This is a genomic window from Streptomyces sp. NBC_01261, from assembly GCF_036226385.1.
In the GTDB taxonomy this organism is placed as follows: domain Bacteria; phylum Actinomycetota; class Actinomycetes; order Streptomycetales; family Streptomycetaceae; genus Streptomyces.
Window position 1 is genome coordinate 2,978,398 of record NZ_CP108463.1, and the last position, 20,447, is coordinate 2,998,844.

Genomic DNA, 20,447 nt, shown 5'->3' on the forward strand with positions numbered 1-20,447 from the left:
GGCAGCGCCGATGATCCGCTCCCAGCGCTGGAAGGGTGCCGCGTTCACGGTGCCCTTCCAACTCGGCTTCGTCTTCCTGTACTTGATTCCGATCGGGTACGCCGTCTACGAGTCGCTCTTCGTGGAGCACCAGTCGGGGCTCGGCCTCGGCGGCTCCACGCAGAGGTTCTCCGGCCTGGACAACTACCAACAGGGCCTGACCGACTCGGCGTTCATGAACTCGGTGCTGCGCGTGGTGCTGTTCGCGTGCGTGCAGATCCCGGTGATGCTGCTCGTCAGCCTGCTGCTGGCACTGTTCCTGGACGCGCTGTCCTCGAAGGCCGCGGGCCGCTTCCGGATCTTCCTCCTCGTGCCGTACATGATCCCCGGCGTGGTCGCGGCGATCGTGTGGATCAACCTGTACAGCCCGGACGTCGGCCCGTTGACGCCGCTGGGCAAGGTGTTCGGGCTGTCCTGGAACTTCTTCGCGCCCTCGATGGTCTGGCCGTCGATCGGCAACCTGCTGACCTGGCACGGCATCGGCTACAACATGGTGATCATCTACGCCGCGCTCCAGGGCGTGCCCCGCGACCTGTTCGAGGCGGCCCGGCTGGACGGCGCCTCCGAGTTCCGGGTCGCGACGAGCATCAAAATCCCTTACGTGCGAGGGGCGTTGGTGCTGACCGGGATGCTCTCGATCATCCAGATGCTGCAGATCTTCAACGAGCCGGCGCTGTTCCGGAACGTCACGCCGCAGACGGTCGACGACAGCTTCACGCCCATCATGATCATCTACAACCAGGCGTTCAACGCGGGCAACTACCACTACGCGGCGGCCCTTTCGGTCCTGCTCGCCCTCATCCTCGGCCTCGCCTCCTTCCTCTTCTACCGGCTCACCGCGAAGGAGGCCGACTGATGACCCTCACCGAAGAACGCCGGAACGCCCATCAGGTCCGCCGCCTCAACAAGCCCGATCCGGCGGCCCGTTCACGCGGCGGCCAGCGTTTCCTGCTCGTCGGTCTGGTCCTGGCCAGCGCCTACAGCCTGTTCCCGGTGTGGTGGCTGATCATTGCCGCGACCAAGGACCGCACGGGCCTGTACCAGAGCAACGGCCTCTGGTTCTCCGGCATGCACCTGTGGTCGAACGTGCGCCAGGTCTTCACCTACGAGAACGGCATCTTCCTGCGCTGGACCGCGAACTCCTTCCTCTACGCGGGAGTCGGCTCCCTGGGCGGCACGCTCATCGCCCTCGCGACGGGCTACGGCCTCGCGCGCTTCGAATTCCCGGGCCGCAGCGCGGTGTTCGCGTGCGTGGTGGGCTCGTTCCTGATCCCGATCGCGCTGCTCACCCTGCCGCTGTACCTGATGTTCTCGAAGATCGGCCTGGTCGACACCCCCTGGGCGATGCTGATCCCCTGCCTGATCAACCCGTTCAGCGTCTACCTCGCCAAGGTGTACACGGAGGCCACGGTCCCCTTCGAACTCCTGGAAGCGGCACGCCTGGACGGCGCGGGCGAACTCCGGATCTTCTTCAGCATCGTGCTGCGGATGATGACGACGGGCGGAGCGACGGTCTTCCTCCTGGCCTTCGTCAACACCTGGAACGCCTTCTTCCTCCCGCTGACCGTGCTGCGTGGCGAGGAGAACTGGACGCTCAACCTCGGCCTCTACAACTGGTCCGGAAAACGCATGGAGTCGGGCGTCGACCTGACGAGCCTGGTCCTGACCGGCGCACTCCTGTCGATCGTCCCGATGGCCGTGATGATGGTCGCGATGCGCCGCTACTGGCGCACCGGGGTCACCCTGGGAGCCCTCAAGTGACCCTGCTGAACAACCCGGTTGTCCGCGGCTTCGCCCCCGACCCGTCGATGGTCAGGGTCGGCGACCGCTCCTACGTGGCGACCAGTTCCTTCGAGTGGTTCCCTACGATCCCGATCCACCGCTCGCGGGACCTCGCCCACTGGGAGTACGCGGGTCACGTCCGGGGCGCGATCCCCGGCGACTCCTTGGCGGGCGTCCCGGACTCGGGCGGTGTCTGGGCGCCTTCGTTGAGCTGGGACAGCGAGCGCTTCTGGATGACGTACTCGATCGTCCGTTCGGTCGGCACTCCGTACTTCGACCTGGACACCTACGTGACGACGGCGACGGACGTGGCCGGGGAGTGGACGACTCCACGGCGGGTGGCGAGCCACGGCTTCGACCCGGCGCTGTTCCACGACGAGGGCCGGCTGTGGCTGCTCAACCTCCAGAACGACTGTCGCCCCGGCGGCCGCCGTTTCGCGGGCATCGTCGCGACCGAGCTGGACCGCGACACACTCGCCCCGATCGGCGTGACCCATCTGCTGCTCCAGCACGAACGGCTCATCGAGGGGCCGAAGTTGGTGCGGCGGGACGGCTGGTACTACCTGCTGCTCGCGGAGGGCGGCACGGGTTTCGAGCACGGGGTACGGGTGGCCCGCGGCCGTACGGTCACCGGTCCCTACGAGCTCGACGACCGCCCCTTGTTGACGTCCCGGGACGACCCGTCGCTGCCGTTGCAGAAGGCGGGCCACGGTGAGCTGGTCGAACTGCTCGGCGGGGACTGGGTGTTGAGCCACCTCGCGGCACGGCCGGTCCAGACACCGGAGGGGCCGCGCTGCACGCTGGGCCGGGAGACCGCGCTCCAGTCGGTCACATGGGACGCGGACGGCTGGCCGAGGCTGCGGCAGGGCGGTTGGCATGCGGCGGTGGAAGTGGACGTACCGACGCGTCCCGCCGCACCACCGGCCCAAGTCCCGGACTGCGAAAGGCCGTTGGGATGGCCGTGGAGCAGTCCGCGTGCGTACCCGGACCCGTCCTGGGCCGACACCGCCGCCCGTCCCGGCTGGATCCGGCTGCGCGGGCGGCACGGGCCGGAGTCGCGGTGGGCGCACAGTCTGCTGGCCCAGCGGATCACGGAGCACCGCGCGGAGGCCGAAGTCACGGTCGACGCACGGCCGTTGACGTTCACGCAGGCGGCGGGGTTGGTGCTCTGGTACGGCGCCGAGGCGTATCTGAGCCTGCATCTGACGTGGGCGGAGCCCGAGGGTGAGGGACAGCGGGGTCAGCAGTGGCGGGGTGGCGGCCGTCCGGTGCTGAGCCTGGTGGAGCGGGACGAGGGCGGCACGCGGCAGGTGGCCGTCGTAGAGGTGGACGTCCGGGTTCCGGTGGCGCTGGGGGTGACGGTCGAGGGGGCCGAGGCGCGGTTCTGGTATGTGCGGGACGGGGTGCGGACGGCGGTCGGGGCGGGGCTGGACTTCAGTCGGTTGTCGGACGACTACGGGTCGCGGCTGCGGTTCACCGGGGCGATGGCGGGCATCCACGCGTGGGATCCGGTCGGGGTCGCGTTCAGCGCGGACTTCGCGAATTTCCGGCTGACGTGCAGGCCGGAGTGACCTGTAGGTGACGCTTTCTCCCTTGTTCGGGGTTTCGAAAGATCGGGTCGGCGCCATCGCGTGAATCCCCTGGTCTTCCCGCCGTGTTGACGCGCACCTATCGTAGGAAGCGCTTTCTGGATGACTGATGGTGGAGTCGGGGAAGCGGCGCTGGTCGAAACTTTCGATGGCCCTCGGGCGGGCTGGAGAGGCGGTACCCGATGGTCCGTGCGGGGAGCGCGAGCGTGACGGCAGGGCCGACGCTGGCGGTGGTGGCCCGGGAGGCGGGGGTGTCCGTGCCGACCGCGTCCAAGGTGGTCAACGGCCGGGAGGACGTGGCGCCGGAGACGCGGCGGCGGGTGACGGAGGCGCTGGAGCGGCTCGGGTACGTGCGCAGGCCCCGGTTCGACGCGGGCAAGGCGTCGGGGATGGTCGACCTGGTGGTGCACTCGCTGGACAGTTCGTGGTCGGGAGCGGTGCTGCACGGGGTGGAGGAGGCCGCGTACGAGGCCGGGCTGGAGGTGGTGGTCTCGGCCGGGCTGACCCGGACGCGGGCCGACCGGCCCGAACGGGGCTGGCTGGACAGGCTGGTTGGCCGGGGTTCGGCCGGAGTCCTGTTCAATCTGGCGGAGTTGACACCGGCCCAGTACTCGTGGCTCGACCAGCACCGCATCCCGTTCGTGATGATCGACCCCGTGCACGAACCGCCGCCGGGCGTGGTGTCCGTCGGCGCGGCCAACTGGCAGGGCGGGGTGACCGCGACCGAGCACCTGCTCGCCCTGGGCCACGCACGTATCGCCGTCATCGCCGGCCACCGCCACAAGATGTGCAGCAGCGCCCGTGTCGCCGGTTACCGCTCCGCGCTCGCCGCCGCCGGCGTGACCGTCCGCCCCGAGTACATCCGCCACGGCGGGTTCGACCAGGCCATGGCCCGTAGCCGTATGCGCGAACTCCTCGACCTGCCCGAGCCGCCCACGGCTGTCTTCGTCTGCTCCGACCGGATGGCGCTCGGGGTCTACGAAGCCCTGACGGAACGGCAGTTGAGCGTCCCGGGCGACATCAGCGTGGTCGGTTTCGACGACCTTCCCGAGTCCCGCTGGGTGACTCCGGCGCTGACCACGATCCGGCAGCCGCTGTCGGAGATGGCGGCCACGGCGCTTCGGCTACTGGTCCGGCTGATGGACGGGGACCGGCCGGAGGGCACGCGGACGGAGTTGTCGACGCGGTTGGTGGAGCGGGCGAGCACGGGGGCCGCCGGTCGGTAGCCTGCCGGTATGGCCAGGTCATGGGACAAGCGGCAGTTGATCGCGGACGGCTTCGAGCTCACGTACGCGGACGTGGAGTGGCACGACGGGCCGCGCAAGGGACTCTCGCTCGTCGACGGTGTCCCGCACTACTGCGAGATCCGGGACGGCAACCGCGTCGACGAGGCCGAGGAGTACGTCGTGTGGCCCGCGAGCGAGGCGACGGTGGCGATGGAGCGCGAGCAGTGGGCGATCTTCATCAGGTATCAGCTTTCCGATGCAGGGACGGAGGAGCATCCGGGGCACGGAGGGATCGATGTCCGTTACGACGAACCGACGTTGCTCCTCGCGCCGCGCCGTCAGGCACCGGACGGTGCTCGCCGACTCATCGGTGAGGCGCGATTCGACGACGGGGACGACCGCTACCGGTTCGACGGGGTCGACCACTGGTTCCGGTGGCGCCCGGCGGAGTGAGGCGGGGCGCCGTCCCGGTGCCAGCCGAACCGGCCGCCCGCCGAGCGGAGTTGTCCGCGCAGGATCCTGCCGTTCGCGTTGCGGGACACCGCGGGGAGCAACAGCAGCGGCAGGGCGCGCACGGCACGGATCCTGTGGCCATCCTGCCGTACGGGTGTTCCACCGTTAAGGGACTTTTCCCTCCTCCGGTGCGGTTCCGCCGCGTAACCTCGGTGGGGATGAACGCTCTTCCCGCACGCCTCGACCATCTCGTCCTCGCGACGCCCGAACTGGCGGCCACGGTCGCCGAGTTCACCGAGCGCACGGGCATCGCGCCGGTCGCGGGCGGTGCCCATGTCGGGCTCGGCACCCGCAACTTCCTTGTCTCGCTGGGTGGTTCCCGTTACCTGGAGATCATCGGCCCGGACCCGGAGCAGTCCGAGCCCTCGGGTCCGCGTCCCTTCGGTGTCGACGGGCTGGCCGCCGCCCGGACGGTGACGTGGGCGGTCTCCCCGCCCGACCTGGACGCGGCGGTCGCGGCGGCCCGGGCCCAGGGGTACGACCCCGGGCCGGTGCGGGCGATGAGCCGTCGCCGGCCCGACGGCACGCTGCTGGAGTGGCGGCTCACCGACGGGGACACGGCACATCCCTCCGGCCTGGTGCCGTTCCTCATCGACTGGAGTTCCTCGCCCCATCCGACGACCGCCTCGGGCCTGCCCGTGGCACCTCTGCTGGAGCTGACCGCGACGGCACCGGTCCCGGACGAGATCCGCCCGCTGCTGTCGGCCGTGGGGGCGGAGCTGGCGGTGGCGGCGGGGCCGGTGGGTCTCTCCTTCACGGTGGACACCCCGCGCGGGCCCGTGACCTTCAGCTGACCGATCCACCGAGCGCGGTGTCCGATTCCTACAAGACCGGCCGACCCGCCGCCGCCTACGGTTGCCCCATGACTCCACGATTCGACGCGATCGGCCTGGTCGTCTCCGACATGGCCGCCTCTGTCGCCTTCTACCGCCGGCTCGGGCTCGGGTTTCCCGAGGACGCCGCGAGCCAGCCGCACGCCGAGGCCCAACTGCCCGGTGGGCTAAGGCTGTTGCTGGACACGGAGGACACCGTCCGCTCGTTCCAACCGGGTTGGCGGGCACCCAGCGGCAGCGGTCGGGCCGCGCTCGCCCTGCTCTGTGACGACCCCGCCGAAGTCGACCGGGTCTACGCGGAGTTGACCGGCGCCGGGCATCACGGCGAGCTCAAGCCGTGGGACGCCTTCTGGGGCCAGCGGTACGCCCTGGTGCACGACCCCGACGGCAACGGGGTGGACCTCTTCGCCCCGCTGGCCGGCTCCGCCGAGTAGTTCGCCCAGCGGCATCCCCGCCAACTCCTTGACGTCCCGGGCGAGATGGGCCTGGTCCGCGTAACCGGACCGGGCCGCCGTCTCCGCGAAAGGGACTCCGGCGCGGGCCAGCGCGAGGGCGCGTTGCAGGCGCAGGACCCGGGCGAGCGTCTTGGGGCCGTAGCCGAACGCGGTGAGGGAGCGGCGGTGCAACTGGCGCGCGCCGAGGCCGAGTTCGTCGGCGGTGGCGGCGACGGGGCGGCCGGTGTCGAGGGCCGCCACGAGGTGTCGTAGCAGCGCATCGGGTGGGGACACGTCCGCCGCGCGTTCCAGTGCCGCTTCTTCCAGCGCGGTCGCGGGGTCGGGGGCCGTGGAGACACGGGCGCCGAGGCGGCGTACCGTCGCGGCGGGCCAGAGGTCGGTGAGGTCGACCCTTCGGTCGCGGAGTTCGTGTGCGGGGACGCCCAGGTAGGTGGGGGCGGTCCCGGGGGCGAAGCGGATGCCCGCCCAGTGCGTGGGCCCGGTCCCGGGGACGTACGCGCGGGTGTCGGGGCCCGCGACCAGGAGGCGGCCCTCGTTCCAGAGGATGTCCATGCAGCCGTCGGGCAGGACGGGGTGGACCGGGCCGACGGTGCAGGCCTCGATCGTGCGGCTCCAGACCACCGCGCCCGGCAGCCGGGACTCCCTCTCCGCGTACACGGTCAAAAGGCTACGCCGACCTCGTCCGGTGCTCCTGCGGGCTCACGCCGTAGACCCGCTTGAAGGCGCTGGACAGGGCGAACGCGCTGCCGTAGCCGACCTGCCTGGCGATCGCGCCGATGGTGTCCTCGGTGTCGCGGAGGCGGTCCGCGGTGAGGGCCAGGCGCCAGGCCGTGAGGTAGGACATCGGGGGTTCGCCGACGAGGTCGGTGAAGCGGCGGGCGAGGGCCGCGCGGGAGACGCCCGCCTTGGCGGCGAGGGAGGCGACCGTCCAGGGGTGGGCCGGGTCGTCCTGGAGGAGGCGCAGGACCCTGCCGACGACCGGGTCCGCGAGTGCGCGGTACCAGGCCGGGGCCTCGGCCTCCGGGCGGGAGAACCAGGCCCTCAGGGCGGCGATGACCAGGAGGTCGAGGAGGCGGTCCAGGACGACCTCCTGGGCGGGTTCGTCGCGGACGATCTCGTCCATGAGGAGCGGGGTGAGCGGGCACTCCCAGACCTCGGAGGGGAGGGAGAGCAGCGGTGGGAGGGCGTCCAGGAGGCGGCCGTTGATCTCGCCGCGCATGAGGTAGGTGCCGATGAGCATGACCGTGGAGCCGTCGGGGCCGTCGCCCCAGGTGCGGACGCCGAGGTCCATGGAGCCGTTGAGCGGGGTGCCGTCGGGGTGGTGGCACTCGGCACCGGGGAGGATCACGGCCTGCGGGGCGGTGTCGGGGGTGTCGCCGCAGGTGTACGGGGCGGGGCCGCGGGCGATGGCGAGGTCGCCGGCCCGCAGGCGGATCCGCTCCCCCGTGTCCGGGGTGATCCAGGCGTCGCCGCGGACCATGAGCATGACGGTGAGCGGGGCGCGGTCCTCGACGCGTATCGCCCACGGCGGGTCGAAGCACGCGCGGATCATGAAGGCGCCACGCGCGCGTGGACCCTCCAGAAGGCCTGCCAGGGCGTCCATGTGGCCAGCGTAGACGCGCGGTTATGGGAATGAGCCGTTCAGCGATGGTCCGTGCTCGTGGACAGGCGTTGGCTGGAGGGCATGACACAGAATGCGCGGAACACGACGATTGTGGTCACCGGTGCTTCGGGGCGTACCGGGCGGCGGGTGGCGGAGGCGGCACGGGCGGCGGGTCTGACCGTGCGGGAGGCCTCGCGGGCGCGGGGGTTCGACTGGGCGGAGCGGTCCACGTGGGCGGACACCCTGCGGGGTGCCGATGCCGCGTATCTCGTGTATCCGTCGGACGTGGGGGCGCCGGAGGCGGGCCGTGCGGTGGGGCTGCTGGCGCAGGAGGCGGTCGGGTCGGGGGTACGGCGACTGGTGCTGCTGTCGGCTCGGGGGGCGGAGCGGGCGCGGCCGACGGAGGAGGCGTTGCGGGGGTCGGGGGCGGACTGGACGGTCGTTCGGGCGTCGTGGTTCGCGCAGAACTTCAGTGAGGGGCCGCTGGTGGAGGGGTTGCGGGAGGGCGGGGAACTGGTGTTCCCCGGGGGTTCGGTTCGGGAGCCTCCCCCATAGCCTTAAGGGCATGGGAGGTGCCCCCGGTCGATGTGCGGGACATCGCGGATGTGGTCGTCGCGGCGGTGACCGGTGGGGACCGGTACGTCGGGCAGGCGATCACGGTGTCCGGGGCGCGGTTGTTGACGTTCGGGGAGGCGGTCGCGGAGATCGCTGCGGTGGCGGGGCGTGAGCTGACATATCGGGCGGTGTCGGCCCGTCAGTACGGGGACGTTCTCGCGGGGTTCGGGGTGCCGGCGGAGGAGGTGGAGTTCCTGGTGGAGTTGTTCGAGTCGCTGCTGGACGGGCGGAACTCGTATCTCTCCGAGGGGGTTCAGGATGTGCTGGGGCGGGAGCCGCGGGACTTCTCGGAGTTCGTGCGGGAGGCGGCCGCGGCGGGCATTTGGAAGGCCGGCGCGTAGCCCCGCGGCACCCTGCGGGGAGGCCGGTGCGTCGGCTGCGGGCTCGTTGTGGCCGGTCGCGCCCGCGCGGCGGAGCCGCATACCGACACAGCCCCGCGCCCGTTCCGGGGCGCCCTACTTGGCCGACGGTCGAAAGGCCCCCGTCCCCTTGGGACGCTTCACTTGTCCGGTGTCCGAGAGTCCCCGGGGCCCTTGCGGGTGTGGGTGTGGGTGCTCTTCGCGTGGGTGCGGAGCCGGGAGGTCAGGTCCTCCGGAGGGAGGAAGCGGGACCAGCGTTCCGGGAACTCGGAGGGCATGTACGAGTCGTCGGGGTCGTCGTCCTCGCCGTCCCGGGCGCGGACGGCGGCCATGTGGGCGACGTACTCGGCGACCTGCTCGTCCTGGCGGCGTTCGTTGGCGGCGCGGGCGGCGGCGGTCGCGGCGGCAGGCCAGACGCGGTCGATGGCCGCGTTGACGGCGGCTCCGACGAGGACGGCGAACGCGGACACGCCGATCCACAGCAGGACGGCGACGGGGGCCGCGAGGGAGCCGTAGATGGTGGGGCCCTCGACCGTGCCGGTGAGGTAGATGCGCAGCAGGTAGCTGCCGAGGACCCACATGGCGAGGGCGACCAGGGAGCCGGGGACGTCCTCGATCCACGGGGAGCGGACGGGGACGGACACGTGGTAGAGCGTCGTCAGGAAGACGACGGACAGGACGATGACAACCGGCCAGTACAGGACCTGGACGACCGTCTCCGACCACGGCACCACGTTCACCACGGCGTCGGGCCCGGCCACCATCAGCGGCAGCGCGATCGAGCCGATCAGCAGGGCCGCGATGAACAGGGCGAAGGACACGATCCGGGTCTTGACGATGCCGCGGACGCCGTCGAGGCCGTACATGACGGTGATGGTGTCGATGAAGACGTTGACCGCGCGGGAGCCCGACCACAGGGCGAACAGGAAGCCGATGGAGATGACGTCGGGCCGGCCGCCCTTCATCACGTCGTGCAGGATCGGCTGGGCGATCTCGTGCACGCCCTTGTCGGACAGGACCGTGCGGGACGCCTCCAGGATGTTGTTCTCCAGGCCGGCGATGCTGTCGGCGCCGGTCCAGCTGTCGACGTAGCCGAGCAGACCGATGAGGCTCAGCAGGAGCGGCGGCACGGACAGCAGCGTGAAGAACGCGGCCTCGGCCGCGAGGCCCAGGATGCGGTACTCCATGCAGGAGTTGACGGTGTCCTTGACCAGCAGCCAGGCGGTCCTGCGCTTGGAGACGTTCCGGTAGAGGGCACGCGCCCGGTGGAACCGGCTGGTGGGCCGCTCGGGGGGTTCACTTGCTGACTGCACGCCCTAAAGGTATCCGGCGGGCCGGGATGCACTCGTCCCCCGGGGGCGCCGGCCGGGCGGCACGCCCTCGGGGACGGTCGTGTCATGCTCGCGGTGGCCGAAAATAATCGCCCCGGCAATCGAAGCCGCATTCGATACTTCGGCGGCCGTTTCGGAAAGTCTCCCGGTGAGGACTTCGGCCGTCAATTCATGTTGACCCGCACCCCGGTGGGCGAAGACGAAAAAGCGCCATTGACCGAAACAGCCTTGACCCGTTCCGGAATGTCCAGAAATAATCCGGACTGCATTCGTTGCGCGCGTTGGGACGACGTCAGCGCACACGACTCGGGGGAATCAATCGGCCCAGGACCAGGGCCCGGTCCATATGGAAACTCAGCACACAACAGGGAACTCAAATCTCAGGAATTCCCATTTACCCCACCCGTTTCGCGTGTTATTCAATTTGCCCCTGCCGTGAACAACGGGCGCGACTCCACCGTATTCGCCTTTGACAATTCAAAGGCGACGATCAGCACCAAGGAGCCACGTGGTGGGAAAACCCGGCACCGTCACCGAGACCGTCCTCGCGGAGGTCCTGGCCGGTGTCGTACGCAAGGAAGTCATACCCCTCGACAGTCACTTCTTCGAGGATCTGGGCGCCAACTCGTTGGTGATGGCACATTTCTGCGCCCGGGTCAGGAAACGCGAGGATCTGCCGTCGGTGTCGATGCGGGACGTCTACGGATATCCGACGATCCGCAGTCTGGCGGCGGCGCTCGCCGACACACCCGAGCCCGCCGCACCGGTCGAGGCGGCGGTGACGCCGGCCGGGAGCACGGCTCGCTATCTGCTGTGCGGGGCGCTTCAGTTCATCATTTTCGCCGTGTATTGCGTGCTCGCCGGGATCGTCACGGGACAGGGCTACGAATGGGTTTCCTCCGGTGCCGGAGTGGTCCAGGTATATCTGCGGTCCGCGATATTCGGCGGCGCGGTGTTCGTCGGTGTGTGCACGGTTCCGGTGGTGGCCAAGTGGATTCTCGTGGGCCGCTGGAAGGAGACCGAGTTCCCGGTCTGGGGCCTCGCCTACGTCCGGTTCTGGACGGTCAAGGCGCTGCTGCACGCCAACCCGATGATCCTGTTCGCCGGCAACCCGGTCTACGTCCTGTACCTGCGTGCCCTCGGCGCCCGGATCGGCAAGGGCGTCACGATCCTGTCCCACTCCGTACCGGTCTGCACCGACCTGCTGACCATCGGCGACGGAACGGTCATCCGCAAGGACACCTTCTTCCTCTGCTACCAGGCACGAGCCGGCCGTGTCCGCACCGGCCGGGTCACCCTCGGCAGCGAGGTGTACGTCGGCGAGAAGACCGTCCTCGACATCGGCACGGTCATGGGCGACGGGTCCCAACTCGGCCATTCCTCCGCCCTGTACGACGACGCCCAGGTCCCGGCGGGCCGGCGCGTGCACGGCTCCCCGGCCCAGCCCACGGACGTCGACTACGTCCGCGTCCCGCACGCGGACTGCTCGACCCCGCGCCGCTTCGGCTACGGCCTGGGCGCCGTCCTGCAGATGCTGCTGGTCTACGTCCCGCTCGCGCTCGGCGGCACGTACATGCTGCTGACCGTGGCACCGGGTCTCGACCATCTGCTCGACCCGAACGCGAAGGACCTCGACTCGGCCCGGTTCTACGGCGAGACGCTGGCCCTGTCGCTCGTCGCGTTCGTCGCGTTCGTCGTGCTCGGCTTCGCCGCCGTGTCACTGGTGCCGAGGCTGCTCCGTCCGCTGCTGCGCCCCGACACGGTGTATCCGCTGTACGGCTTCCACTACTCGGTGCAGCGCGCGGTGGCCCGGATGACCAACCTGAAGTTCTTCAAGTGGCTGTGCGGGGACAGCTCGTTCATCGTCGGCTACCTAAAGGCGATCGGCTACGACCTCGGCGAGGTGGAGCAGACCGGCTCCAATTTCGGTACGGAGGTGCAGCACGAGACGCCGTATCTGGCCACCGTGGGCAGCGGCACGATGGTCGCGGACGGGCTGTCGATCGTCAACGCGGACTTCTCCGGTACGTCGTTCCGGCTGTCGCGCGCCGAGATCGGGCCGCGCAACTTCCTGGGCAACAACATCGCCTACCCCTCAGGGGGCCGCACCGGCGACAACTGTCTGCTCGCCACCAAGGTGATGGTGCCGATCGACGGCGAACTCCGCGAGGGCGTAGGCCTGTTGGGCTCGCCGTGCTTCGAGATCCCGCGCTCGGTGGAGCGCGACAGCCGCTTCGACCATCTGCGCGAGGGCGCCGAGCTGAAGCGCCGGCTGGCCGCGAAGAACCGCTCCAACCTGCGCTCGATGGGCCTGTACCTGTTCGTGCGCTGGCTGCACTGGTTCGTGCTCACCGTCCTCGGCTTCGCCGCCGTCGACCTGTACGGGGGCGAGGGCATCGGCGGGGGGCTGCTGATCGGCGCGTCCCTGATGCTCGGACTCGGTTTCACCGCCGGGTACTACGTGCTGGTGGAGCGCCTGGTGGGCGGATTCCGGCCGCTGGAGCCGAAGTTGTGCTCGATCTACGACCCGTACTTCTGGTGGCACGAGCGGCTGTGGAAGGTGCCGGACACCTACATCCAGGTGTTCAACGGGACGCCGTTCAAGAACCTGATCTGGCGGCTGCTGGGCGTGCGGATGGGTCGCCGGGTCTTCGACGACGGCGCCTACATCACCGAGCGCACGCTGACCGCGATCGGCGACGACTGCACGCTGTCGGCGCACACCAAGGTGCAGTCGCACTCGCAGGAGGACGGCACCTTCAAGTCCGAAATGATCACCATCGGCGCCGGCTGCACCCTCGGGGTGGGTGCGCTCGTCCACTACGGCGTCTCGATGGGTGACGGGGCCGAACTGGCCGCCGACTCCTTCCTGATGAAGGGCGAGGAGATGCCGGCGCGGTCCCGGTGGGGCGGGAATCCGGCGGTGGCGCCACGGCGCGCCGGACAGCACAGGACTCCCTGACGGCTCGTGCCGCAGGGGGAAGGAAACAGGGGGGAAAGAGAACGATGGAGATCATTCCGCGGTGGACGCTCACTCCGGTGCCCGGTGTGGCGGAGTACGAAGTGTCCCTGCCCGAAGGGCTTTCGACCGAGCCCGCCGCACTGAAGGTCGCCCACACCAAGGTCCTCGGGGCGCTGTCGGGTGAACCCGCCGAGGAGGACCCGGCGTTGGAGGTGAGCGTCACCGGCCGGACGCTGCGGCTGCGGTACCGCACCGACGTCCTGGACGCCGGGGCCGCCGCCCGCATCGCGGGCTATCACCTGACCGCGCTCACCGAGCCGGACCGGCCCATGCTGCTGTCGGACGCCGAACTCCGCTTCCAGCTCGACGAGTTGACGGGCCCGTACCGCGAGCTGCCCGAGCGGCGGGTGCACGAGCTGTTCGAGGACATGGTGGCGGTGTGCCCGGACGCGGTCGCCGCCGTGCAGGGCGACCGGCAGTGGACCTACCGGGAGCTCAACTCCCGGGCGAACCAGCTCAGTCGGGCGCTGCTGTCCCGGGGACTGACCCGCGAGGGTGTCGTCGCCGTGGTGCTGGAGCGGAACCTGGACTGGATGGCCGCCGTCCTCGCCGTGTTCAAGGCGGGTGGGGTGTATCTGCCCGTCGAGCCGCACTTCCCGGCCGACCGGGTCGCGAGGGTGCTCGAACGCGCGGGGTGCGCACTGGTGTTGACCGAGCGCGGCAGCGACGGCGCGCTGGGCGACCCGACCGACGGCACGCTCTATGTCGACGAGGCGTATTCCGAGGGCCACTCGGACGGCGACCTCGGGATCGCGGTGTCGCCGGGTCAACTCGCCTACATCTACTTCACGTCGGGCTCCACGGGTGAGCCCAAGGGCGCCATGTGCGAGCACGCGGGTTTCCTCAACCACGTGTTCGCCAAGCTGGACGACCTGGGGATCGGGGCCGGGCAGGTGGTCGCGCAGACCGCGCCGCAGTGCTTCGACATCTCGCTCTGGCAGTTGGTGTGCGCGCCGCTCGTGGGCGGGCGGACGCTGCTGGTGGCGCAGGACGTGATCCTGGACGTGGCGCGGTTCGTGGACACGATCGAGGCGGGGCGCGTGAACGTGCTTCAGGTCGTGCCGTCGTATCTGGAGGCCGTGCTGGCCGAGTTGGAGCGGCAGCCGCGTGAACTCCCGGACCTGCGCTGTGTGTCGGTGACCGGGGAGGCCGTGAAGAAGGAACTCGTGGACCGTTGGTTCGCGGCCCGCCCCGGGGTGCGGCTAGTCAACGCCTATGGCCTGACAGAGACTTCGGACGACACCAACCACGAGGTCATGGACCGGGCACCGGACGGCGACCGCGTCCCGCTCGGCCGGCCCGTCTCCAACGTGCGGGTGTACGTCGTCGACGAGGATCTGGTGCCCGTGCCGCTGGGGGCACCCGGCGAGATCGTGTTCTCCGGTGTGTGCGTCGGCCGGGGGTACGTCAACGATCCCGAGCGCACGAGGGCCGCGTTCACCGAGGACCCGTACCGGCCCGGCGAGCGGCTGTACCGCAGCGGTGACCACGGGCGCTGGCGGCCGGACGGGAAGCTGGAGTTCCTGGGACGCCGGGACAGCCAGGTGAAGATCCGCGGCTTCCGTGTCGAGATCGGCGAGATCGAGAACGCGCTGCTGCGGGTGGACGGGGTGCGGGACGGCGCGGTGGTCGTGGTGCGCGGGACGCAGCTGGTGGCGTTCTGCACCGGCCCGCTGCCCGTCGAGGCCGGCGCGGTGCGGGCCACGCTCGGCGAGTCGCTGCCCGCGTACATGGTGCCGTCGGTCGTGCACTGGCGGGCGAGCCTGCCGTTGACCGCCAACGGCAAGACCGACCGCAGGACGCTCACCGCGCTCGCCGGTGATCTGGACGCCGTGGGGGACGGGCCGGACACGCCCGCCGAACGGCGGTTGGCGGCGGCCTGGGCCGTGGTCCTGGGCATCCCGGCCGAGCGGATCGGCCGTCAGGACCACTTCTTCGACCGCGGCGGCACCTCGCTGGCCGCGGTGAAGCTGGCGGTCGCCCTCGACCGGGCGATCAGCCTCAAGGACGTCACCCGACACCCGGTCCTCGCGGACCTGGCCGGACTGCTGGACCCGCCCGTCTCCTCCTGAGACCCGCCGCACCGCCGGCCGAACGATCGACAGCACCACCGAAAGGAACACCGAGATGTCGCTCTCTTCCGCGACGCTGCTCAACTCCGTCGCCCTGAGCCCGGACAGCCCACCGCTGCTGCACGCCGATGTCGGCGGAGACCCGGTCGGCTGGGCCGCCGGGCACCGTGACGCGCTGCGGTCCGTCGTCGCCGAGCACGGCTGCGTCCTGGTCCGCGGGCTCGGTCTCGCCGACCCGGCCGGGGCGGAGACCGTCTTCCGGCGGCTCACCGACTCCCTGATGGCGGACCGGGAGCCGTTCGCTCCCCGCCGTACGTACGCGGAGGGCGTGTACTCCGCCACCAAGTGGCCGACCGACCAACCGATGTGCCAGCACCACGAGTTGAGCTACGCCCTGGACTTCCCCGGCCTGCTGCTCTTCGCCTGCCTGGAGGCGCCGACGGAGGGCGGCGCGACCCCGGTCGCCGACGCCGAGGCCGTCCTCCAGTCGCTGCCCGCGCCGCTGGTGGAGCGGTTCGAGCGGGAGGGCTGGATGCTGACGCGGACGTACCACGAGGAGATCGGGGCGTCGGTCGCCGAGGCCTTCGGCACCGACGACCGTTCCGTCGTGGAACGTTACTGCCGCACCCAGGGCATCGAGTTCGCCTGGCAGCACGACGGCTCGCTGCGCACCCGCCAGCGCCGCGCCGCCGTCCTCCGCCACCCGGTCACAGGACGGCGCTGCTGGTTCAACCAGATCGCGTTCCTGAACGAGTGGACGATGGAACCCGAGGTCCGCGAGTACCTCGTCGACGTCTACGGCGCCGACGCGCTCCCCTTCAACACCCGCTTCGGGAACGGCGATCCGATCGACGCGGGCGTCGTGACGACCGTCAACGAGGCCTACGACCGGCATGTGCGGCGCGAGCCGTGGCGCTCCGGGGACCTGCTGCTGGTGGACAACATCCGTACCGCGCACGGCAGGGAGCCGTTCGAGGGGCCGCGCGAGGTGCTCGCCGGGCTCGGCGATCCGGTGCGCCTGACGGACCTCGCCCCGTCGGCCGGCGGGAGGGCGGCATGAGCGTCGACACACCGTCGTTCTCGGTCATCAGCGGCGAACAGGTCCAACAAGCCCTGACCGGACGGGAGTCGGAGATCGCCGACCTCGTGGAGGCCACCTACCGGCTGCACGGCGCGGGCGACTCGGTGAACCCGCCGTCGTACTTCCTGCGCTTCCCCGACCGTCCTTCGTCCCGGATCATCGCGCTGCCCGCGTCGCTCGGGGGGCCGTTGCGGGTGGACGGGCTGAAGTGGATCTCCAGTTTCCCGGGGAACACCGGGTCGGGGCTGCCCAGGGCCTCGGCGGTGCTGATCCTCAACGACCCGGACACCGGCTATCCGTACGCCTGCCTGGAGAGTTCGGTGATCAGCGCGACCCGTACGGCGAGTTCGGCGGCGCTCGCGGCCGACAAGCTCAGCCAGGGACGCGAACGGCCACTGCGGGTCGGGTTCGTGGGGACGGGCCTGATCGCCCGCTACATCCACACCCATCTCCGCGCCACCGGCTGGGAGTTCGAGGAGACGGGCGTGTACGACCTGTCCGCGGACAGCGCGGAGGGGTTCCGGGGATACCTGGAACGTTCGGGTGCGCCGGGGCGGGTCACCGTGCACGACAAGGCCGAAAGCCTGGTCCGCTCCAGCGACTTGCTGGTGTTCGCGACGATCGCCGGCTCGCCGCATGTGCACGATCCGGCCTGGTTCGACCATCATCCGCTGGTCCTGCACGTGTCGTTGCGGGATCTCGACCCGGCGATCCTGCTCGGGTCCGCGAACTTCGTGGACGACGTCGAGCACTGCCTGAAGGCCGACACGTCCCCGCACCTGGCCGAACAGGCCACCGGGGGGCGGGAGTTCATCGACGGCACGCTGGACGACGTACTGACAGGCCGCGTGAGCGTACCGACCGACCGGACGGTGGTGTTCTCGCCCTTCGGCCTGGGGGTGCTCGACCTCGCGGTCGGCAGGTTCGTCCATGACGAAGTGGTCCGACGGGGCGAACTCCACGTCGTCGACGGGTTCTTCCACGAGCTGCGCCGGTACGGCTGACGGCGATCGTGGCGCACCAATAGGGGGAGAACATGGCTGTTATTTCCGATCCCGCGGAGTTCAACGAGGACGACCTCTACGTCGACCTGCGGGCAGCGCTGGAACTGCCGCTCTATCTGAAGTGCGAGGGGTTCAACTTCGCCGGCTCGGTCAAACTCAAGGCCGCCACCGAGATGGTGGACGCCGCCGAGCGGGCCGGCATCCTGCGGCCCGGCTCGGTGCTGGTCGAGTCGTCGTCCGGCAACCTGGGGGTGGCCCTGAGCGTGCTCGCGGCGAGCCGCGGCTACGGGTTCCTCTGCATCACCGACAGACGCTGCAACGTGCCCACGGTGCAGCTGATGGAGGCGCTCGGCAGCCGGGTCCACGTCATCGACCAGCCCGACGCGCACGGCGGTTTCCTGGGCGCCAGGATCGCGTACGTGCGGGCGCTGTGCGCCTCCGACGAGCGGTACGTATGGCTCAACCAGTACAGCAACCAAGGGAATTGGCGGGCGCACTACCGCACCACGGCACCCGCCATCGCCCGCCGGTTCCCACAGTTGGACGTGCTGTTCGTCGGCGCCGGCACCACCGGGACGCTGATGGGCTGCGCGCGCTGGTTCTGGCAGTGGCGGCGCCGGGTGCGGATCGTCGCCGTGGACGCGGCCGGGTCGGTCACCTTCGGCGGGGAGGCCGGGCCCCGGATGATCCCGGGCCTCGGCACCAGCGTGGCGCCGCCCTTCCTCGACACGTCGTACATCGACGACGTGATCCATGTCGGGGAGCCGGACACCGTGGCGACCTGCCGTCGGCTGGCCGCGCGGGGCTTCCTGTTCGGCGGGTCCACCGGCACCGTCGTCAGCGGGGCCGAACAGTGGCTCGCGCGGAACGGCCGGCACGGCACCACGGCGGTGGCGATAGCCCCTGACCTGGGCGAACGCTATCTGGACACGGTGTACCGCACCGGCTGGCTGGAGGAGGAGGTGCCCGAGACCGCGATGCTGGCGGCCATGTCCCGCTCGGCCTGACGCCCGCGACGGCGGTTGTGCCAGGGTGGAGATCCACCGCACGGCAGGGTGGAGATCCAGACCACCGCCGTCCCCACGGGTAGGTTCCAGCCATGGCACGCACCACCCACACCGTGACCAACCAGACTCCCCCGCTGGTCGGATACGACGTCTTCACCGCCGACCGGGTCCTGACGGCGGCGGTCGAGCGGCACACGGCACCAGGACTGCTGGACGAGGTCCGCGAGGACCTCTCGGCACTGGGCCGCGCCGCCGGCTCGGCCCAGCTCCAGGAGTGGGGTGTGCAGGCCAACGACAACCCCCCGGGCCTGCGTACCCACGACCGCTACGGGGACCGGATCGACGAGGTCGAGTTCCATCCGGCCTGGCACCGGCTGCTCGGCAAGGGTGTGTCGGCCGGGCTGACCGCCGCCTGGGACCGGCCCGCCGGACATGTGCGGCGGGCCGCCGGACTCCTGGTCTGGACCCAGGTCGACGCGGGCAACGTCTGCCCGCTGTCGATGACCCACGCGGCGGTGCCCGCCCTGCGCGCCGACCCCGCGCTGGCCGCCGAGTGGGAGCCCCGGCTGACGTCCACGGTCTACGACCGTGAGCTGCGGCCCGCCCACCTCAAGGCCGGGGTGGTCTTCGGGATGGGCATGACGGAGAAGCAGGGCGGCAGCGACGTCCGCGCCAACACCACGGAGGCGCGCCCGCTCGCCGAGGACGGGACGTACGAGCTGACCGGCCACAAGTGGTTCTGCTCGGCGCCGATGTCCGACGGTTTCCTCGTGCTGGCGCAGGCACCCGGCGGACTGACCTGTTTCCTGGTCCCCCGGGTGCTGGCGGACGGCACGCGCAACGTGTTCCTCCTCCAGCGCCTCAAGGACAAGCTCGGCAACCGGTCGAACGCCTCCGCCGAGGTCGAGTTCGACGGGACCTGGGCCCGCCGGGTCGGTGACGAGGGCGCCGGGGTGCGGACCATCATCGGGATGGTCGCGGCGACCCGGCTCGACTGCGTGCTGGGCTCGGCCGGTCTGATGCGGCAGGCCGTCGCGCAGGCCGTCCATCACGCCGCCCACCGCGAGGCGTTCGGCGGCAAGCTCATGCACAAGCCGCTGATGCGCAACGTGCTGGCCGACCTCGCCCTGGAGTCGGAGGCGGCCACCGCCCTCGGACTGCGGCTCGCGGCGGCCTACGACGACGGTGGCGAACAGGAGCTGGCGTTCCTGCGGTTGGCGGTCCCGGCCGCCAAGTACTGGGTGACCAAGCGCTGTTCGCCGCTCACGGTCGAGGCGGCGGAGTGCCTGGGCGGCAACGGATACGTCGAGGAGTCCGGACTGCCGCGCCTGGTGCGGGAGTCGCCGCTCAACTCGGTCTGGGAGGGCGCCGGGAACATCCAGGCCCTCGACGTCCTGCGGGCGTTGCGGCGTGAACCGCAGGCGCTGAACGCCTTCCTGGTCGAGGTCGGCCGGGTGCGCGGCGCCGATCACCGGCTGGACGGGGCGATGAAGAACCTGCTCGCCGAGTTCGCCGACCTGGAGGGCATCGAGGGCCGCGCCCGGCGCGTGGTCGAGCGGATGGCGCTGGTGCTTCAGGGGGCGCTGCTCGTGCGGCACGCTCCGCCGGAGGTCGCCGACGCGTTCTGCGCCTCCCGGCTGGGCGGCGACTGGGGCTCCGCGTTCGGCACCCTGCCGCCGAGCCTGGACCTCACGTCGATCGTGGAACGGGCCCGGCCGGCGGTCTGAGGCGCACCGGCACAACGCGAGGGTGGTGCTGCGCCGACACGGCACCACCCTCGCAGCTGGGACAAGTTTCAGACACCGTACGGCTGTTCACCAGGGTTGCAGAGGGTTGCAACTTGGCGGCTTCTGTGTCCGGACTGTCTCCCTCCGTCACCGCGGAGCGGCACTATGAGACCAACAGTCGATACGAGA

The 20,447-nt window shown here is 70.6% G+C and carries 15 protein-coding genes and 2 pseudogenes; 14 read left to right on the forward strand and 3 right to left on the reverse strand.

Going from position 1 to position 20,447, the window contains the following annotated elements:
• The first annotated feature begins 10 nt into the window (after nt 1-10).
• The 7 genes from OG226_RS12940 to OG226_RS12970 all read left to right on the forward strand — a co-directional run bounded on the left by OG226_RS12940 (nt 11) and on the right by OG226_RS12970 (nt 6,416).
• The gene (locus tag OG226_RS12940) at nt 11-895 is read left to right on the forward strand and encodes a carbohydrate ABC transporter permease (RefSeq protein WP_329349048.1); all 885 of its coding nucleotides are present in this window, start codon (nt 11-13) and stop codon (nt 893-895) included.
• Nucleotides 895-1,800 carry a carbohydrate ABC transporter permease gene (locus tag OG226_RS12945; protein ID WP_329349049.1) on the forward strand — a complete coding sequence of 302 codons (906 nt, stop codon included), beginning with the start codon at nt 895-897 and terminating at the stop codon, nt 1,798-1,800. The genes OG226_RS12940 and OG226_RS12945 overlap by 1 nt, the downstream gene beginning before the upstream one ends.
• The gene (locus OG226_RS12950; protein ID WP_328677219.1) at nt 1,797-3,392 is read left to right on the forward strand and encodes a family 43 glycosylhydrolase; all 1,596 of its coding nucleotides are present in this window, start codon (nt 1,797-1,799) and stop codon (nt 3,390-3,392) included. Before OG226_RS12945 ends, OG226_RS12950 begins: the two co-directional genes overlap by 4 nt.
• A gap of 200 nt (nt 3,393-3,592) precedes the next feature.
• Complete coding sequence (locus OG226_RS12955) at nt 3,593-4,636, forward strand: LacI family DNA-binding transcriptional regulator (RefSeq protein ID WP_328677220.1); 1,044 nt, start codon at nt 3,593-3,595, stop codon at nt 4,634-4,636.
• Between the two features lie 9 nt (nt 4,637-4,645).
• On the forward strand, nt 4,646-5,089 hold the full coding sequence (locus tag OG226_RS12960; protein ID WP_328677221.1) for a hypothetical protein: 444 nt from the start codon (nt 4,646-4,648) through the stop codon (nt 5,087-5,089).
• Nucleotides 5,090-5,307: 218 nt separating this feature from the next.
• Complete coding sequence (locus tag OG226_RS12965) at nt 5,308-5,943, forward strand: VOC family protein (RefSeq protein WP_328677222.1); 636 nt, start codon at nt 5,308-5,310, stop codon at nt 5,941-5,943.
• Between the two features lie 68 nt (nt 5,944-6,011).
• Entirely contained in the window at nt 6,012-6,416 is a 405-nt protein-coding gene (locus OG226_RS12970) for a VOC family protein (protein WP_328677223.1), read from the forward strand.
• On the opposite strand, the pseudogene OG226_RS12975 reads toward OG226_RS12970, so the two are convergent.
• Both OG226_RS12975 and OG226_RS12980 read right to left on the reverse strand, forming a co-directional pair.
• Nucleotides 6,399-7,094: pseudogene (locus OG226_RS12975) on the reverse strand (helix-turn-helix domain-containing protein); the annotation flags it as partial. The gene OG226_RS12970 and the pseudogene OG226_RS12975 overlap by 18 nt on opposite strands.
• A gap of 10 nt (nt 7,095-7,104) precedes the next feature.
• The gene (locus tag OG226_RS12980) at nt 7,105-8,040 is read right to left on the reverse strand and encodes an AraC family transcriptional regulator (protein ID WP_328677224.1); all 936 of its coding nucleotides are present in this window, start codon (nt 8,038-8,040) and stop codon (nt 7,105-7,107) included.
• Between the two features lie 81 nt (nt 8,041-8,121).
• Here OG226_RS12980 and OG226_RS12985 point away from each other — a divergent pair.
• Nucleotides 8,122-8,996 (forward strand): annotated as a pseudogene (locus tag OG226_RS12985) (NmrA family transcriptional regulator).
• A 158-nt stretch (nt 8,997-9,154) separates the two neighbouring features.
• Here the strand turns inward: OG226_RS12985 and OG226_RS12990 are convergent.
• Nucleotides 9,155-10,327 carry a YihY/virulence factor BrkB family protein gene (locus OG226_RS12990; protein ID WP_328677225.1) on the reverse strand — a complete coding sequence of 391 codons (1,173 nt, stop codon included), beginning with the start codon at nt 10,325-10,327 and terminating at the stop codon, nt 9,155-9,157.
• A gap of 529 nt (nt 10,328-10,856) precedes the next feature.
• Between OG226_RS12990 and OG226_RS12995 the strand changes: the two genes are divergently transcribed.
• From OG226_RS12995 to OG226_RS13020, 6 genes are all read left to right on the forward strand, one after another.
• Entirely contained in the window at nt 10,857-13,307 is a 2,451-nt protein-coding gene (locus tag OG226_RS12995; RefSeq protein ID WP_329349050.1) for a Pls/PosA family non-ribosomal peptide synthetase, read from the forward strand.
• Between the two features lie 44 nt (nt 13,308-13,351).
• Nucleotides 13,352-15,439 (forward strand): non-ribosomal peptide synthetase, encoded by a 2,088-nt coding sequence (locus tag OG226_RS13000; protein WP_329349051.1) that lies wholly within the window; start codon nt 13,352-13,354, stop codon nt 15,437-15,439.
• Nucleotides 15,440-15,494: 55 nt separating this feature from the next.
• Nucleotides 15,495-16,499, forward strand: a complete 1,005-nt coding sequence (locus OG226_RS13005) for a TauD/TfdA family dioxygenase (protein WP_328677230.1) — start codon at nt 15,495-15,497, stop codon at nt 16,497-16,499.
• Complete coding sequence (gene sbnB, locus OG226_RS13010; RefSeq protein ID WP_328677232.1) at nt 16,496-17,524, forward strand: 2,3-diaminopropionate biosynthesis protein SbnB; 1,029 nt, start codon at nt 16,496-16,498, stop codon at nt 17,522-17,524. The genes OG226_RS13005 and sbnB overlap by 4 nt, the downstream gene beginning before the upstream one ends.
• Nucleotides 17,525-17,556: 32 nt before the next feature.
• Nucleotides 17,557-18,531 carry a 2,3-diaminopropionate biosynthesis protein SbnA gene (sbnA, locus tag OG226_RS13015; RefSeq protein ID WP_328677233.1) on the forward strand — a complete coding sequence of 325 codons (975 nt, stop codon included), beginning with the start codon at nt 17,557-17,559 and terminating at the stop codon, nt 18,529-18,531.
• A gap of 92 nt (nt 18,532-18,623) precedes the next feature.
• A complete protein-coding gene (locus OG226_RS13020) occupies nt 18,624-20,258 on the forward strand; it encodes an acyl-CoA dehydrogenase family protein (protein WP_328677235.1) in 1,635 nt (544 codons plus the stop codon).
• Nucleotides 20,259-20,447: the final 189 nt, after the last annotated feature.

Excerpts from the sequence above, each read along its gene's own strand:
- OG226_RS12940 (WP_329349048.1), top strand. The coding sequence starts at position 11 with ATGATCCGCTCCCAGCGCTGGAAGGGTGCCGCGTTCACGGTGCCCTTC.
- OG226_RS12960 (WP_328677221.1), top strand. The coding sequence starts at position 4,646 with ATGGCCAGGTCATGGGACAAGCGGCAGTTGATCGCGGACGGCTTCGAG.
- sbnA (WP_328677233.1), top strand. The coding sequence starts at position 17,557 with ATGGCTGTTATTTCCGATCCCGCGGAGTTCAACGAGGACGACCTCTAC.
- OG226_RS13020 (WP_328677235.1), top strand. The coding sequence starts at position 18,624 with ATGGCACGCACCACCCACACCGTGACCAACCAGACTCCCCCGCTGGTC.
- OG226_RS12980 (WP_328677224.1), bottom strand. The coding sequence starts at position 8,040 with ATGGACGCCCTGGCAGGCCTTCTGGAGGGTCCACGCGCGCGTGGCGCC.
- OG226_RS12945 (WP_329349049.1), top strand. The coding sequence starts at position 895 with ATGACCCTCACCGAAGAACGCCGGAACGCCCATCAGGTCCGCCGCCTC.
- OG226_RS12955 (WP_328677220.1), top strand. The coding sequence starts at position 3,593 with ATGGTCCGTGCGGGGAGCGCGAGCGTGACGGCAGGGCCGACGCTGGCG.
- sbnB (WP_328677232.1), top strand. The coding sequence starts at position 16,496 with ATGAGCGTCGACACACCGTCGTTCTCGGTCATCAGCGGCGAACAGGTC.
- OG226_RS13000 (WP_329349051.1), top strand. The coding sequence starts at position 13,352 with ATGGAGATCATTCCGCGGTGGACGCTCACTCCGGTGCCCGGTGTGGCG.
- OG226_RS12970 (WP_328677223.1), top strand. The coding sequence starts at position 6,012 with ATGACTCCACGATTCGACGCGATCGGCCTGGTCGTCTCCGACATGGCC.
- OG226_RS12965 (WP_328677222.1), top strand. The coding sequence starts at position 5,308 with ATGAACGCTCTTCCCGCACGCCTCGACCATCTCGTCCTCGCGACGCCC.
- OG226_RS13005 (WP_328677230.1), top strand. The coding sequence starts at position 15,495 with ATGTCGCTCTCTTCCGCGACGCTGCTCAACTCCGTCGCCCTGAGCCCG.